At 50.0% G+C, this 15,806-nt stretch carries 11 protein-coding genes and 1 pseudogene; 5 read left to right on the forward strand and 7 right to left on the reverse strand.

Annotated elements, in window-relative coordinates:
* Positions 1-72 precede the first annotated feature (72 nt).
* Positions 73-3,385: pseudogene (cas9, locus tag LVJ88_RS05160) on the reverse strand (type II CRISPR RNA-guided endonuclease Cas9).
* Positions 3,386-3,955: 570 nt separating this feature from the next.
* On the opposite strand from cas9, the gene LVJ88_RS05165 reads away from it, so the two are divergent.
* On the forward strand, positions 3,956-4,300 hold the full coding sequence (locus LVJ88_RS05165; RefSeq protein ID WP_085418063.1) for a VOC family protein: 345 nt from the start codon (positions 3,956-3,958) through the stop codon (positions 4,298-4,300).
* An 89-nt stretch (positions 4,301-4,389) separates the two neighbouring features.
* On the opposite strand, the gene LVJ88_RS05170 is transcribed toward LVJ88_RS05165, so the two are convergent.
* Complete coding sequence (locus LVJ88_RS05170) at positions 4,390-4,953, reverse strand: YagU family protein (protein ID WP_085355448.1); 564 nt, start codon at positions 4,951-4,953, stop codon at positions 4,390-4,392.
* Positions 4,954-5,223: 270 nt separating this feature from the next.
* Between LVJ88_RS05170 and LVJ88_RS05175 the strand changes: the two genes are divergently transcribed.
* The gene (locus LVJ88_RS05175; RefSeq protein WP_085418062.1) at positions 5,224-6,699 is read left to right on the forward strand and encodes an efflux transporter outer membrane subunit; all 1,476 of its coding nucleotides are present in this window, start codon (positions 5,224-5,226) and stop codon (positions 6,697-6,699) included.
* A 202-nt stretch (positions 6,700-6,901) separates the two neighbouring features.
* The gene (locus tag LVJ88_RS05180) at positions 6,902-7,555 is read left to right on the forward strand and encodes an IS1595 family transposase (protein ID WP_085417784.1); all 654 of its coding nucleotides are present in this window, start codon (positions 6,902-6,904) and stop codon (positions 7,553-7,555) included.
* A gap of 90 nt (positions 7,556-7,645) precedes the next feature.
* Here the strand turns inward: LVJ88_RS05180 and mutM are convergent, their stop codons facing one another.
* The 5 genes from mutM to LVJ88_RS05205 all read right to left on the reverse strand — a co-directional run bounded on the left by mutM (position 7,646) and on the right by LVJ88_RS05205 (position 13,590).
* Positions 7,646-8,473 carry a bifunctional DNA-formamidopyrimidine glycosylase/DNA-(apurinic or apyrimidinic site) lyase gene (mutM, locus tag LVJ88_RS05185; protein ID WP_085418314.1) on the reverse strand — a complete coding sequence of 276 codons (828 nt, stop codon included), beginning with the start codon at positions 8,471-8,473 and terminating at the stop codon, positions 7,646-7,648.
* Positions 8,474-8,601: 128 nt separating this feature from the next.
* Positions 8,602-9,900 (reverse strand): tyrosine--tRNA ligase, encoded by a 1,299-nt coding sequence (gene tyrS / locus LVJ88_RS05190; RefSeq protein WP_085418313.1) that lies wholly within the window; start codon positions 9,898-9,900, stop codon positions 8,602-8,604.
* 204 nt (positions 9,901-10,104) lie between these two features.
* The gene (locus tag LVJ88_RS05195) at positions 10,105-10,623 is read right to left on the reverse strand and encodes a PqiC family protein (RefSeq protein WP_085418312.1); all 519 of its coding nucleotides are present in this window, start codon (positions 10,621-10,623) and stop codon (positions 10,105-10,107) included.
* The gene (gene pqiB / locus LVJ88_RS05200) at positions 10,623-12,266 is read right to left on the reverse strand and encodes an intermembrane transport protein PqiB (protein ID WP_085418311.1); all 1,644 of its coding nucleotides are present in this window, start codon (positions 12,264-12,266) and stop codon (positions 10,623-10,625) included. The genes LVJ88_RS05195 and pqiB overlap by 1 nt, the downstream gene beginning before the upstream one ends.
* A complete protein-coding gene (locus LVJ88_RS05205; RefSeq protein ID WP_085418310.1) occupies positions 12,259-13,590 on the reverse strand; it encodes a paraquat-inducible protein A in 1,332 nt (443 codons plus the stop codon). The genes pqiB and LVJ88_RS05205 overlap by 8 nt, the downstream gene beginning before the upstream one ends.
* A gap of 182 nt (positions 13,591-13,772) precedes the next feature.
* Between LVJ88_RS05205 and fabG the strand changes: the two genes are divergently transcribed.
* Positions 13,773-14,501 (forward strand): 3-oxoacyl-ACP reductase FabG, encoded by a 729-nt coding sequence (gene fabG / locus LVJ88_RS05210; protein ID WP_085418309.1) that lies wholly within the window; start codon positions 13,773-13,775, stop codon positions 14,499-14,501.
* Positions 14,495-15,724 (forward strand): beta-ketoacyl-ACP synthase, encoded by a 1,230-nt coding sequence (locus LVJ88_RS05215; RefSeq protein WP_085418308.1) that lies wholly within the window; start codon positions 14,495-14,497, stop codon positions 15,722-15,724. Before fabG ends, LVJ88_RS05215 begins: the two co-directional genes overlap by 7 nt.
* Positions 15,725-15,806 lie beyond the last annotated feature (82 nt).

Consider the following 15,806-nt stretch of genomic DNA (forward strand, 5'->3'; position numbering starts at 1 on the left):
TTCTCCGTAAGCAGTCTGTTAAATAGGTTACACAACAAAACGGCTGCGCATTTGATGCGCAGCCGTTGAACATTATTTTTTCTTTTTACTGTTTAGTTCAGGATGTTTTTCTACCTTGCAAAGGCAGATTTCTTTACCCAAAGGATCGACTTGGTATTTTTGAAAAGATAAGACGGTTTTTACACCGACACTTTGATGTATACCATTTTTGGCTTTCTCCTTAGATAAATCGTGCTCTTTAATATCAATGGCACCTGTTGCACGGTTTAAACCAGAGTAATAACCGAAAATCCGTCCTTTCTTGGAAATGATCTCCACTAAATCGTTTGGGTATAGCGTAAATTTAAACTCATAGCTGTCATCCATTTCATCCCAATCTGCTTCGTCAGCATAAGCTACTACGGCCCGATTCGGTAAAATACCTTTTGCTACCTGCCAAGCATAAACCGGTACTAGATAATTTTTACCTTTTTTACCGAATACATCTACACGCACCATGGTGGCATTATCGGCAATGCCGCGTGCTATACCGCCACGATCTTTTCTTACCATTACGCCGGTTTTCTGTACATCTTTCACCCGAACGGCTTTTACTAATGACCCTTGCCCGCCATTTTTTGCAGGCTTGTAAAACGGCTCGGCAAACGCTTTAACCGGATCGTCTTTATACGCCTGTAACCGTTCCCGCAAAGCTTGATATAAAGCAGGCTCGCGGTCGGGATAGCCGACGATGTTTTCAATGTCCTTCAATTTTAACGCTGTCAACGGCTTTCTCACCACGCTGATGTTTTCAGACAGGCGTTTGGCGGATTTGACGGTTTCAAGATGCCCTTGTCCCGTCATCTTGCGGTTGGGGGCGCGTGAAACAAATAAAGGGGATACAAAATCATGCAATGCTTCAGGCCGGCCACTTAATTTCTCTGCCAGCTCTTCATGCGGAGAGTCGCTGAATACCCGTATCATCACTTCTTGGCGGAAGAAATCCCACGGCTGCGGAATACGGGTTTTGATTTCGCCGGTTTCGGTGTCCACAGTTTCCAAAGTTTCACGCCGCTGCATGGCTTTGGTGATTTTCTGCTGCATGGAAACGGTGGAGCAGGCGACTACGATGGCATCGAGCGCATGATGGCGGTCGTTGTCTTCCCGTACCTTTTTCAAGCCCCATAAACCGCGCAGCAAGGCGGTGATTTGGCCGTTCGATGCAAACACGCGCCGTTTGCCGGCGCCTTGCAGATGCAGGTTTTCTTCAATAAAGACGCATAAAAAGCGGGCAATATAACGGGTATCGTTCAGGTTGCGTTCCAAAAAGCCCTGTTTGGTTTTGCCATCCAACCTGGCCGTCTGAATACGCTGTTTTTTCGCATAGGGAAAACGACAGCCTTGTAGCCGCGCCTGAAATTCGCGCCAGCGTTGGCTGTTGCTCGCTCCGTCAAGATATTCGTAAGGTGTTTGGTTACGTTTTTTTTGATTTTCGCTGCCCAGTACCAGCACTTTGTTGTTAAAGCTGTCATCCCAGGTGCGAGAGAAAGGCAGGGCGTGGTCGATTTCTACATAGCCTTTTTCGTTCAGACGGCCTAAGTCTATCGGTATGCCGGAATAGAGGCATTTACCTTGTTGCTGTTCATACAGGCGCAGTTTCAGAATATCGCCGCCTTTGGGTTCCCCGGCAAAATGTGGGAACAATTCTTTAAAATGTTCCGCCGCACGTTCGCGTTCTTTGCGGTTTTCTTCCTGACGTTTTTCGATTTCTTTTCGATCTTTAAACGCTTTGCCCAACTCGCGTGCGGTTTCGATATGCACCCGCTGAGGAGAGCCGTAGCGGCGGATAATCGCGTTAATCACTTTGCGTGCTTGTGTGAGTGTACGTAACACGACAGGATTGCGGATTTCGTTGGCAGGAATGGGTGGCAGCAGCATTTGGTTTTTCGATTGTGAGTGTACGTAACACGACAGGATTGCGGATTTCGTTGGCAGGAATGGGTGGCAGCAGCATTTGGTTTTTCGATTCTGCCAAGGCGCGGTGATCGCCGTAAACTTCTTTGCAGGCTTCGTCATAGCGTATGCCGCGTTCCATCAAAGGCAGAATATTGCCTAAAGTTTTCAGCGAAAGTTGGATGAACTTATCGAAGTTCAAACCTGCCAGCAGCGCGTCCAACACGTTTTCAGGTAGCTTTAAATCGGCCAAGGCTGCTTGGATATCTTCGTCGGTTTTGTATAGTGAAAATGCCGTGCCGATTTTATCCAGTACTTCGGGGTTGCGGATACGGTTTTCCCATTCGCCTTTTAAACCGGCTTTGTCCAATACCGTGCGGATTTTATGATAGGCTTTCATTTCCATTAACGCGCCGGTTTCCGCTTTGAGGCCGTCTGAATCTTTGCCGTAACGCAATCCTTTGAATGTGGCATCGTGAGGTATATCAAGCAATTTGCGCGCTTGCGAATAGGTCAGCTTGGCTTTTTTATACGGCTCGTCCAACAATAATTTACGTTCGGCTTCGTTTAAAGCGCGTTCTGTGCCGTTTTCTAAGATACGCAGATTATTGAGTTTGGTCAGCCAGATGAATCTTTCGGCAGAATAAGTATGCTTCGCCGCCTTGTATTCGGAAGGCTCAAACGTGCATTTTCCCAGCATTTTCAACACGGCTTCGCCCTGCAAGGCACTGCGCTGAATCATTAGTAATCCATCAACCTTGCTTTGCAACTCTGCCGAAGCAAACGGATTTCCGAATGTACGTTGTTGCTCAAACAGTAAATGCAGCTCTTTCTGTAAATCCAAGCGGTTGAAAGTGTGGGTGTAATCGCCGCCTTTATTGCGTAAATGCCCCGATTGTTCTGCAAATAATTTAACCGCCAATTCGGCAGGTGTGCGGTATTGATTGGCACTCTCTGATAATAATTTGCTGTTTTCGGCCACACCGGCAAGAAGACGTCCTAATTCCTTATTTTCCGTTTGGGTTTCGCTTTTTCGTTGCGACAGATAACCGCGGTGTTTGACCAAATGCAGCAATACCGCCGCCCACTCGTGATTTGTGAGCTTTCTATCCAAACCCGCTACACGCAATTGCCAAGTATGGATTGGCAGATTGGGCAGGCCGTCTGAATTGAAGTCGGCAGCACTCAAAACCCCTTCGCGTTTTAGCAGGCGGCGTAAACGCAACAAACGGTGGGCGCGACGGCGGATTAGGCGGCGCACACTGCGTGCTTGCCGACGGGCCAAAGCTAAAGAATCGCCAGTTTTCGGCACTTCTGCCCGTTCAAACGTGCGCACCCCACAATCCAGCAGACCGATGGGATTTTCTTCCTCATCTACCAAAATCAAACCCCAGCCAACTGAAGCAATACCCAAATCCAAACCTAAAATATAGCGTTGCGGCTGTTGTTTCATTGCTTCCCCCGTTTCATCTTGATTTACAAAAAATACATACGCTTATTTATAGTAAATAAAGAAATATTTGACAAGTGTTTTCATCATCACTTAGAATCAGCTTCATTGTTGCACTACGAGATGAGAGCCGTTGCTACAATAAGGCCGTCTGAAAAGACGTGCCGCGACGTAAAGATTCAGAAATGAGTTGAGCCCCTGTTTAAGTCTGCTTAAACAGGGGTATCGTCTTTTTATGATCTTAATAATCCCAAAATTAATATTTAAAGCTTATTTATAGTTAAACTAATTGACGTAGTAACAGCATCTTTATATCCAGACTTAATCCGAGCATGGTGTATATACTATTTTTAATTTTAAGCTGAACTACCATACAATGAAGCAGGCCGTCTGAAAATAATCAACTTACATTCAAGGTACGGCATTCTTATATAACTAAACGCTCTAAGTCCAAAATACCAAACTGTGAAGCTTAATATGGCAGTTTGACGGAGTAAAACACATTGTTGGAACGGGAAGGCTCAATGCCTGTCTGAAAAATAATCGCAATTTTCTACAACACAGGAACAAAGCATGAAACTTTTCAAAACCAGCAGTTTGGTTTCCGTAATCAACGCATCTGACTTTCAAACCTCATTGGGGTGGTATCAAACATGGTTGGGCGAGCCGGATGTGGTGCCGATGGAAAATATGGCGGAATGGCGTATTGCCGATAATGCGTGGCTGCAGCTAACAGACTCCGGTGCGATTGCTGCGGCAGAAGTGATTATCGGCGTGGACGATATCGCCGCCTGCCGCAAAGCGTTGCTTGGAGCCGGTATTGAAGCCGGAGACATTAACGATTGGGAAGTGGTGCTGACTTGCGGCATTACCGACCCCGACAACCATAAAATCTTTTTTGCGCAAGCTGTGGGCTAAGATGCCGTCTGAACATAACTTATGAAAATCATCTCAAACAAAAAATCAGGCAGATTGGAATATCTGCCTGATCATTTGAAACAGGTGAATCAGCGTTCAACCCAATCGCCTTTAATCGGGCGTGCATAATAAGCGAGCACGGCAATCATGCACACTTCGATAGACACCGACCAATACACATGGCCGAGAATTTCGCTGATGTGTTCCGCCGCATTGAGGTTCCACGCCCAACCCGTTGCGCCGTCGGCATAGGCGGGATTACGGAAACCGAACATGGGAATCAGCAGCCAGTGCATGACAACGGTAATGATGATGCCGTAAAACGCGCCATACCACAGGCGGATTTTCGGCCAATAAGCCGAAACCCACACATACACAAAAGCAAACACAAAACTAAACAGCCAGTGGTAAAGCGTTACCGCACCCAACACGCTGTTGCCTTGATACATATAATCAAGAGAGTGCTGGTTGAAGCCGAGCCAACCCAGCCATGCGTCGATATTGGCACCCGGTGGAGAAATTTCTCCCGGCATACGCGGCGGCATATTCACTTCGGAACCCCATTTCACCAGCGAGCTGAAAAAACCGCCGATGAGGGTAGTCCACAGAATCACTTTACGGTTGACCTCAGAAGAGCAGAGTGTGCGGGCCATGTTTTCTTCCTTTCCTTGAGTAGGTTAGACGTAAAACAGCGCGAAAGCGGCAACATGCAAAATGCAGCCGTCTGCTCAACAAGACGGCAAAAGCCGTTATTTAGTTTCTGTGAAGAAGCGGTAAGCTGATGATATTTGTTTTATATCAATATCACTAAACGATTGATTGAAATATTCTTTCAATGAAGATTGGATGGAAACACGCAGGCAGCCGGTTTTTCAGACGGCCTCAATATAGCATGCCTGCCGAAACCTTTAAAGAAAGCCTTTATGAATATCAGCTTGAAACATTTTTACGTCAGTGTGGCATCGGCTTTGATGCTCGCCGCCTGCAAAAGCACCGTTGTGCCGCTCGACAGCAAAATCGACATTCCGCAAGCCTTTAGCCAAGCGGAAGCGGCGCGCGGTAGCGCGGAAATCGGCCGTTGGTGGCAGCATTGGAACGACCCCGTACTCAGCCGCTTAATCGAACAAGGTTTGCAGCAAAACCACGATATCCAAATCGCCCGCAGCCGTTTGAACGAAGCGCGCGCCATTGAGCGCTTGGCCGATGCCGACAAAGGCCCGACGGTCGGCGCGGGCGCGGAAGCATCGCGTCTCAACGCCCGCATCAGCAACCCGCTGAGCGACGAAGAGCGCGCCTTGTTGGGCAGGATTCCGCAGGCTGCCGATTTGGCGGGCGAGCATTTCACGTTGAAAGGCAACAGTCTTACGGGCGGTTTTTCCGCATCGTGGGAGCCGGATATTTTCGGGCAGAAACGCAGCGATGCCGATGCCGCCGCTTATGCCGCACTCGGCAGGCAGGAAGAAGTGTACGGCACGCAAGTGCTGATCGGCGGCGAAATTGCCGAGTATTATCTGCAAGCCCGCGCCACCCAAGCGCGTCTGAAATCGGTAAACCGCAGTATCGCCACCATGGAGCGGCTGGCAAAATATGTGCAAGGCCGTTTCAAAGCAGGCCACGTTACCGCTTATGAAGTGGACGAAGTGGCTACCCAACTCACTGCTTTACGCGCCAAACACAGCACCATCGAATCGGAATACGCCGCCCATGTGCGCAGCATCGCCGTGCTTACCGGCCAAACCCCGCAAACATTTTCCCTGCCCGAAAGCAGCGTCAACATCTTAAGCACGCAACCCGCCGCACCGAGCGGCCAAACCCCGCAAGGGCTGCTTGAGCGCCGCCCCGACATCCGCGCCCATGCCGCGCAAGTGAACGCCTACGCCGCCAAGCTCGCCAGCGCCAAAGCCGATTTATTGCCGCGGTTTTCCATCGAGTTTTTGGGCAGAGGCACCATCAGCATCGACAGCGACAGCGGTTTAAAAGGCTGGGGCAGCTTAATCAAAGCAGGCATCAAAGTGCCGATTTTCACCAACGGGCGCATCAAAGCCAATATCGCCGCCGCCGATGCACGGCTTCAGACGGCCTTATTGCAATACGACCAAAACATCCTCAAAGCCCTCGGCGAAGTGGACAGCGCATATCAGGCACACAGCGCACTCACCCGCCAAAACGCTTTGCTGATTACCGCACACAAACAGGCGGCAAAACAGGCGGGCGATGCGGAAAAACTGTTTCAATACGGTCATAAAACGCTCGATAACGCCCTCACCGCACGCCTGAACGAAGAAGCGATGCAGGAAAACCTGATTCAATCGCAACTGGCGCGCGCACGGATGCTCATCGGTTTATATAAGGCTTTGGGCGGCGGTTGGGAGCAGGGCGGGTATAGTCAATCCACTTAAAAATAGGACATACGTCATACTCGGGCTTGACCCGAGTATCTCCCAAACTTGCTGAAACTCAAGATGCTCAAGTCAAACCCGATAAGTGGATTGACTATATAACAGTTGCTGCTGTTTCCCGCCTGATGTGAGAAGCAGTTTGATGAGAGAAAAAAAAAAAATAGGGGCTGACGTAGATTAGCAGTCATGATAGGCTGCCAAAATGAAGATAACCCACTGTAAGTTAAAGAAGAGTCTGCAAAGAAAACTGCTTGAATATTTTGTATTGGAAGTAACCGCACGTTCTGCTGCCGATATCTTGGGTATTCAGCCCAATACGGCTATTCTCTTCTACCGTAAAATCCGTCTTGTTATCAGCCATCATTTGGCTTTGGAAGCAGATCAGGTTTTTGAGGGCACTATAGAATTGGATGAGAGCTATTTCGGCGGTAAGCGTAAAGGAAAGCGCGGTAGGGGAGCAGCAGGTAAAGTGGTGGTTTTCGGTATCCTTAAACGTGGAGGTAAGGTTTATACGGTTGTAGTGAATAATGCCCGAAAGGAAAGTTTATTTCCTGTTATTACAAGGAAAATTACACCTGATAGCGTAGTTTATACGGACTGCCTGAGCAGTTACGACGTGTTGGATGTCAGCGGTTTTCACCATCACAGGATTAATCACAGCAAAAAGTTTGCCGACCGACACAACCATATCAACGGCATTGAGAATTTTTGGAATCAGGCGAAACGTGTCTTGCGCAAATACAACGGAATCGACCGAAAATCTTTTCCTCTGTTCTTGAAAGAATGTGAGTTTCGTTTTAACTTCGGGACACCAAAGCAGCAGTTAAAAACTTTGCGGCTTTGGTGTGGTGTTTAGGGCTAATCTACTTCAGCCCCAAAAAATATTGTAAAAATCAGTTGATCGGTTGATAAACGGCCGGGATTTTATATGTGATGCCGTCTGAAATTACTTTTGGCAATTCGGGCAATAAAACGTACCGCGTTGGCCGATGGTTTCTTTCATAATCAAACCGCCGCACCTTACGCAAGCTTGGTTGTGGCGGCCGTAAACCGTGTATTCCTGCTGGAAGTAACCGCTTTTGCCTTCACTGTCGACAAAATCGCGCAGCGTGCTGCCGCCGGTTTCGATGGCCCGCATCAGCACCGCCCGTATGTTATCCACCAGCTTGACGCATTCTTCTTCAGACACTCGGTTGGCTGGGCGTTTGGGCGAAATGCCTGATTTGAAAAGGCTTTCGTTTGCATAAATATTACCCACGCCTACCACCACGGCATTGTCCATCAAGGCCAGTTTCACGGCGCGTTTTTGCGTACTCAGTTTTGCGTGCAGATAAGCAGCATCGAATCCGCTTTCCAACGGCTCGGGCCCGAGCGATGCCAATAACGGATGGTGCTCCGCGGCTCCGGCAAACCATACGACCATACCGAAACGGCGCGGGTCGTGATAGCGAAGAACCGTGCCGTTTTCAAACCTGATATCCACATGATCATGCTTGCCCGCATGTTCGATAAGGGGATGTTCCGCCGTGAAAATACGCAAACTGCCCGACATACCCAAGTGAATCAGCAATATGCCTGCGGGAAAATGAATCAGCAAATATTTTGCACGCCGGGTGCAGCTTAATACTTTTTGCGCATGCAGAATACCGGCCAAATCAGGCGTTACCGGCAAACGCAGTTTGGCTTGGCGCACCACAACATCGGCAACGGTTTGGTTTTCGATATGGGAGCGGATGCCGCGCAGCGTGGTTTCGACTTCGGGTAATTCAGGCATGGCAGGCTTTCATAAAAGAAGCGGTTGACGGGGATGAAGAATCATATTTAAAGCAAACAAAAGTTTGCAGGCCGTCTGAAAAAATCATTCATGCTGTTTTCAGACGGCCCGTTATCGGTTAATACGGTTTATTTCCACACCAGCAAAGCATGATTACGCTTGCCGCGGCGGATAATGGTGTATTTGCCGAAACGTTTGTGTTCGTCGGTAATCAGGTAGGCATCATCGGGTTTTTCTGCGGCGTGTTCGGGATTGTTGAACGCAGCCGTTTCGCCGTTGAGCAAAACCGCTTTGTTTTTCACAAACTCGCGCGCTTCTTTGTTTGACTTGGCCAAACCCGCAGTAATCAAGGCTTCCACCACATTCAGACGGCCTGATACCTCAAACGCGGGCAAGCCGTCTAAAGCGAGCTGTGCGTAGTCGCTTTCCGTGAGGCTGCTTTCGTCGCCGGAAAACAGGCTTTCCGAAATGCGTTGCGCCGCTTCCAACGCCGCTTCGCCGTGAATCAGGTGGGTCATTTCTTCCGCCAGAATACGCTGCGCTTCCGGCTTCACGCCGCTGGCTTTGTCTTTCGCTTCGATGGCATCAATTTCTTCAACCGATAAGAACGTAAAGTATTTCAAGAATTTATACACATCGGCATCGGCTACTTTCAGCCAGAATTGGTAAAACTGATAGGGCGAAGTTTTTTGCGCATCCAACCACACCGCACCACCTTCGGTTTTGCCGAATTTCGTGCCGTCCGATTTCGTTACCAGCGGCAAAGTCAGGCCGTAAACGGTGGCTTTGTTTAAGCGGCGGCATAAGTCGATACCGCCGGTGATGTTGCCCCATTGGTCGGAACCGCCGATTTGCAGCACGGTTCCGTGGCGTTTGTTCAACTCGGCAAAGTCATAGCCTTGCAGTAACGCATAGGCAAATTCGGTGAACGAAATGCCCACATCGTCGCGCTCGATGCGCTGTTTCACGGATTCTTTGTTCAACATCGCATTCACAGAGAAATGCTTGCCGATGTCGCGCAGGAAATCCAAGCAGTTCATGCCGCCGAACCAATCGTGGTTGTTGGCCATAATCGCGGCATTGTCGCCCTCGAAACTCAAAAACGGCTTGAGCTGGTTACGGATTTTTTCCACCCAACCCGCCACGGTTTCAGCTGTATTCAAACTGCGCTCAACCGCTTTAAAACTCGGATCGCCGATCATGCCGGTTGCACCGCCCACCAAAGCCACCGGCGTATGGCCGGCCTGTTGGAAACGGCGCAAAGCCAATACCGGCAGCAAGTGGCCGATATGCAGGCTGTCGGCAGTAGGGTCGAAACCGCAATACAAAGCGATTTTTTGTTCGTTTAATAAAGCGTCTAAGGCTTCGGCATCGGTGGTTTGCGCGATTAAACCGCGGGATTGGAGGTCTTGGATAATTGATTTCATTGGACTCTGTCTAAATTAATTATTGCTACACAATAAGTTGGTAAACCAAACCTTATCAAGATTCTGTTTATTCACTTCAAATTGTTCGGTTGAAACGGGATTAGGCGATTGTTTGCCGGCCCGTTTCAAATATTTTGCATATTTTATTGGATTCGTGCCCGTAAGAGTAGGAATAATGCAGCATTCAGGCCGTCTGAAAAAAGCTTAACGGGCGACTGCTTGCGATGCTTGCTCCAAACCGCGGTTTAAAGATTCAACCATAGCCGTGTAGCCGTCGCCTTGCTGCTCGGTTTTAACATGAAACGGGCGGCTTTCGCCGTTGGGCCACAGTGCATAACCGCTGACCAATGTTTTGCCTTTATAGCTGCCTTGAAATGCCTCTATGTAAATTTTCAGTATCTGCGAACTGTTGCTTCGTGCCGCGGGCACAAACGTATAACGCGGGTTGAGCCTGTTCATTTTGTTGCTGAATCCCGAAGCTAAAGCATTATCGAGCGCACCTGCCCATAAATGGTTGCGGGCGAAGTTAACATGGTAGGCATCGGTTTGGTAAACCAAACCGCCGTTATTGAGCGGTTCGGCAAGGTAAACGCGCACGGCAACTTCGTTCAGGCTTCTGCCCGGATGGCTGTATTGGCTGTCGGGCAGGGTGAAATATTGCGGCACGGAAGTGGCGCATGCACTCAGGGCGAGTAGGGCGCCGGTTATGGTGAGTTTACGCATCAGCGGCTTCCTTTCGGTATGGGGTCTTTAACATTGCTGTTGAAAATTAAAGAGTTGGGTTTTTCTTTTAAGGTATTGATCACCGGTTGGGCATCTTTCAATGTTTTATCTATGCTTTGCAGGGTGGTTTGAACGTCGCTGTATAAAGGCGATTGCGGCGATATGCCTTTAAGGGTTTGGCGCAGTTCGTGCAGGGTTTTATTCAATTCGTTGGGAATATTTTGGGTTTGCGGTTTGCCGAGTAGTGCGTTGGCCGAGTTGAGCGTTGCTCTCAATTCGCGCAAAGATCCGTTTAATTCGCCCACGGTTTTGTCAAGCGGCAATTTGTTGAATTTTTCCAATAAGTTGCCGAGTTGGTCTTGCAGATTGTCCAAACCGCCGTTGCGGCTGGCAATCACGATATTTCCGTTGTAATCGGCCACAGGTTTGAGTTTGGGGCCGTTTGACGGGCTGTCGTCGAGTTCGATCATTTTACTGCCGGTGAGCAGATTGTCTGAAGACAGGGTGGCGGTCAGCCCTTTGTTTAAGGCCGTCTGAAAACGGTTGCGCCAATATTCTTTGCTTTGTGCATCGGCATTGATTTCCAAGCGGTCGGGTTCGATGCGGATGCGTACGGGAATCCAACCGTTATCAAACAGTTTCAGGCTGTCGTTGGGAGCGAAATAAGGCACATCGGCTACGGCGCCGATATTGATGCCTTTGTATTCTACCGGCGAGCCTGAACTCAGCCCGCGCACGCTTTGTTTGAAGAAGGCGGTGTAATACAAAGCGCGCTCGCCGGGAAGGTTGTCTACTTCGCTGCGGTTGCTGTACACCGTGAAAGTGTCTCCATTTGCGGGGGGCAGTCCTTTTTCGCCGCTCACAGGCCTTGAGAAGGCAATCGCTCCGGAAAGCAGAGCCGGAATCGGGGCGGATTCTATACGCACCCCGCCGCCGGTTGCTTCGATATTGATGCCGCTTTGCAGCCAGAATTGGCTGTTTTTGCCGACCAGTTTGTCGTTGGGGCTGGTGATGAATATGGTGTAGTTAACGGTTTGTTCGTTGGGGTCGAACGATGCGCTTTCCACTACGCCGACGCTGAAGTCTTCATACAAAACAGGGCTGCCTACGCTGATCATTTTGTCGTTTTTGCCCACCAGCTTCAGGCGCAAGCCGTGCTGGCCGATGGCGGTAATCGGCGGAATGTCCGACACTTCGAAGCGGTATTGCGTTTCTTCGCTTTTACCGGGGGTGAAGGCAATGTAAGAGCCGGACACCAGCGTGGTCAGCCCGGAAATGCCGCTTTCGTCGATGCGCGGTTTTACCACCCAAAATTGGGTGTCTTTGCGCATCATGTCTTTGGCATCGGCGGTTAAACGTACGGTAACTTCTACGCCTTTGCGGTCGTGTTGCAGACCGATGCGGGTTACGCGGCCGACTTCCACGCTCAATACTTTAACAACCGTATTGTTGACTTCGATGCCGTCCGCACTGTCCATCAGCAGCGTCACTTCAGGCCCTCTGTTGCGGATTTCCTTCATCAGCAGCCAACCGCCTACCAAAAAGGCGATTAAGGGTATCAGCCAGATAACAGAGGTAAATACATTGGTTTTGCGCACCACGGCAGGCACGGGTTTATATTCGTTTTGATGGTGGTTATTCATATTCGGCGTGTTTTACCGTCAGCTTTTCAGACGGCCTCTTGATGTTGGCTTGGTGGTTACGGGCTTTGTCCCACAATAAACGCGGGTCGAAAAAATAAGCGGAAAGCATGGTCAGCAGCACGACCAAACAGAAATATACTGCGGCCGGCCCCGGCACAACCCGTGCCACATGGGTGTGGAAAGAACTCATTAAAATAATGATGACGAAAATATCAATCATCGACCATTTGCCGATGGATTCGGTAAAGCGGTAAATCCGCAGCATGGTTTTGGCACCGGCAGGCAGGCCGTAGCGTGCACTCAGGTTCAAAACCAGCAGCAAAACGATTTTCGCACCGGGTACCAAAATGCTGGCACTGAAGATAATCGCGGCAATCAGTTTGTCGCCTTCGTCCCACATATACACGATGCCGTTGAGAATGGTGTTGATCTGCACCGTGGTGGGATTGGATGAAATCATAATCGGCAGAAGGTTGGCCGGAATATACAGCACGACGGCGGCCACTAAGAAAGCCATCGACACGGCAATGCTTTTGGGGCGGCGCTCATACAGATCGGCACCGCACACGCCGCAGGTAGGCTCTTCGCGGTTGCGGAAATAAAGACAGCGGCTGCAACACACTCGCTCTTCCGAGGCCGTCTGAATGGTGTTTCTGCCTAAAATGCGGTGGATTTTATAATATACCCAATGTTGCGGAATCGACACGGAAGTGCGGATCAGCAGCACGGCCAAGCCGAACATCAAATAAAACGCCGCACCGTATTCGACTTCTGCAACAGAAGAAAGTTTGATGTGTGCCACCAGCGTAGAAATGAAAAATACGTCCACCATAATCCAATGGCGCAGGCGCACCAACGTGCGCGTTGCCGTGCGCAGCCCCGGATAAGCCCTGCCTTGCAGTAACGCCGTATAAACATAAAGGCACAACAGCAGAAACAGCAGCGGCGTGCCGAATGTCAGCACAAACATCACTTCCGCCAAAAAACCGAAATCAAGCAAAATCAGCTTACGCATCATCGACGGCAGCGATTGGATAGACGTAACCCCCGCCATCGTTACCGTTACAAACATCATCGTATAAACGAAAGACATCAAAATCAAAGATGCGGCCGCATAAGCCAACGGAGCGATATACGGATTTTTTTCGACCTCTACCGCTTCATATCCGCAGTTCGGACAATGCGCTTCCTGCCCTTGCTGCAAACGCGGCAACTCCATACGCTGCCCGCATTCGGGGCAGTCGAGCGTATGGGCAGGCAGTGCCACATGCCGTTGCAGGGTATGGTAACGCCACCAACGGCGGTAGTTTCGAACAGCTTTCACGGTTATTCAGACGGCCTTTAAAAAGCACGGGCGGAAAAATCAAACAGGCGGGTATTATAACTGAAAACGGCAAAATACATTTTTCAGACGGCCTGATGCCGACGCACACGCACCCTTGGGGTCAATCCTGTTACAATTCGCACCTTAATCAACAACGACATCACTTGCATACAGGAAAACGCATGAGTGAGAGTATTTTCATTACCGGCTCCAACCGCGGCATAGGCAAAGCCATTGCTTTGGGGTTGGCTGAAGACGGCTACGACATTGTGGTTCATTGCCGCAGCCGCCGCGAAGAAGCAGAAGCTGTTGCAGAAGAGATACGCACATTGGGCAGACAAGCCCGCGTATTGCAGTTCGACGTATCCGACCGCTCCCGGGCACGCGAGATACTCACAGCCGATATAGAAGCCAACGGCGCTTATTACGGCGTGGTATTGAACGCCGGCCTGACGCGCGACAACGCTTTCCCCGCTTTTGAAGACGAAGATTGGGATGAAGTATTGCGCACCAATTTAGACGGTTTTTACAACGTGCTGCATCCCCTTATCATGCCGATGATCCGCCGCCGCAAAGCCGGGCGCATCGTGTGTATGTCTTCGGTATCCGGCATTGCCGGCAACCGCGGCCAAGTGAATTACAGCGCGTCTAAAGCCGGCATCATCGGCGCGGCCAAAGCATTGGCGGTTGAATTGGCCAAACGCAATATTACCGTCAACTGCGTTGCTCCCGGCTTGATTGATACCGAAATTATCGATGCAAACGTGCCGGTGGAAGAAATATTAAAAGCCGTACCGGCAGCCCGCATGGGAACGCCGGAAGAAGTAGCCCATGCAGTACGCTTTTTGATGGATGAAAAAGCCGCCTATATCACGCGGCAGGTCATTGCAGTAAACGGGGGTTTGTGTTGAAACGGGTAGTGATTACAGGCGTAGGCGGTATTACGGCTTTCGGCCGCGACTGGCCTACTGTTCAGACGGCCTTCAAACGTAAGCGCAATGCGGTGGTCAACATGGGCTGGCAAGAACGGTTTCCCGATTTGGAAGCCCATTTGGGCGCACCGGTTCCCGAATATGCGCCGCCCGCACATTGGACGCGCAAACAGCTGCGCAGTATGGGGCGCGTGTCTTATCTGTGCGTTGATGCTGCGGAGCAGGCTTTGGCCGATGCCGGCCTTTTAGGTGATGAAACCATTAAAGACGGCCGCATGGGTGTGGCCTGTGGTTCGTCAACCGGCAGCACCAAAGATATCCGCGATATCGGTGAATTGCTGTTAACCGGCTCTTCGCGAAATTTCAGCGCCAATACTTATGTGCGCATGATGCCGCACACAACCGCAGCCAATATCGGCATTTTTTTCGGACTCACCGGCCGCATTATTCCCACTTCAAGTGCCTGTTCTTCCGGCAGCCAAGGCATAGGTTATGCTTACGAAGCAATTAAATACGGCATGATAGAGATGATGCTGGCGGGCGGAGGCGAAGAGTTTTGCCCTTCTGAAGTGTATGTTTTCGATTCGCTTTACGCCGCCAGCCGCCGCAATCACGAACCCGAAGCCACACCCCGCCCTTATGATTCGGGGCGCGATGGCTTGGTTATCGGAGAAGGCGCAGGCATTTTGGTTTTGGAAGAATTGGAACATGCCAAAGCCCGGGGCGCGAAGATTTATGCCGAAATTGTCGGATACGGAGCCAACAGCGACGGCTCGCATGTAACCCAGCCCCAAAAAGATACCATGCGCCGCTGCATGGAGTTGGCTTTGAAAGATGCGGGCATACGCCCCGAACAAGTGGGTTACGTTAACGGGCACGGTACGGCTACCGAAAAAGGGGATATTGCCGAAACATTGGCTACCGAAGCGGTTTTCGGCCACATTCCCATGAGTTCGCAAAAAAGCTACTTCGGCCACACTTTAGGTGCGTGCGGTGCGCTGGAGTCTTGGTTTTCAATAGAAATGATGAACGGCAACTGGTTTGCCCCTACCATTAATTTGGAAAATATCGATCCGTTATGCGGCAAGGTAGATTATATCCGCGGAGACGGGCGGGAAATCCATACCGATTATGTGATGAACAACAACTTCGCATTCGGCGGCGTGAATACTTCACTGATTTTCAAACGCTGGCAGGAATAATGCGTATTTTTTAAGAATCAATACATTATTAATATAGCCGCAGGGTGGTGCATCTTGCTTCTATGAAAGCATGGTTAATCAG

This window comes from Neisseria dumasiana (genome assembly GCF_022870885.1).
In the GTDB taxonomy this organism is placed as follows: Bacteria; Pseudomonadota; Gammaproteobacteria; order Burkholderiales; family Neisseriaceae; genus Neisseria; species Neisseria dumasiana.

Excerpts from the sequence above, each read along its gene's own strand:
- LVJ88_RS05165 (WP_085418063.1), top strand. The coding sequence starts at position 3,956 with ATGAAACTTTTCAAAACCAGCAGTTTGGTTTCCGTAATCAACGCATCT.
- LVJ88_RS05170 (WP_085355448.1), bottom strand. The coding sequence starts at position 4,953 with ATGGCCCGCACACTCTGCTCTTCTGAGGTCAACCGTAAAGTGATTCTG.
- LVJ88_RS05175 (WP_085418062.1), top strand. The coding sequence starts at position 5,224 with ATGAATATCAGCTTGAAACATTTTTACGTCAGTGTGGCATCGGCTTTG.
- LVJ88_RS05180 (WP_085417784.1), top strand. The coding sequence starts at position 6,902 with ATGAAGATAACCCACTGTAAGTTAAAGAAGAGTCTGCAAAGAAAACTG.
- mutM (WP_085418314.1), bottom strand. The coding sequence starts at position 8,473 with ATGCCTGAATTACCCGAAGTCGAAACCACGCTGCGCGGCATCCGCTCC.
- tyrS (WP_085418313.1), bottom strand. The coding sequence starts at position 9,900 with ATGAAATCAATTATCCAAGACCTCCAATCCCGCGGTTTAATCGCGCAA.
- LVJ88_RS05195 (WP_085418312.1), bottom strand. The coding sequence starts at position 10,623 with ATGCGTAAACTCACCATAACCGGCGCCCTACTCGCCCTGAGTGCATGC.
- pqiB (WP_085418311.1), bottom strand. The coding sequence starts at position 12,266 with ATGAATAACCACCATCAAAACGAATATAAACCCGTGCCTGCCGTGGTG.
- fabG (WP_085418309.1), top strand. The coding sequence starts at position 13,773 with ATGAGTGAGAGTATTTTCATTACCGGCTCCAACCGCGGCATAGGCAAA.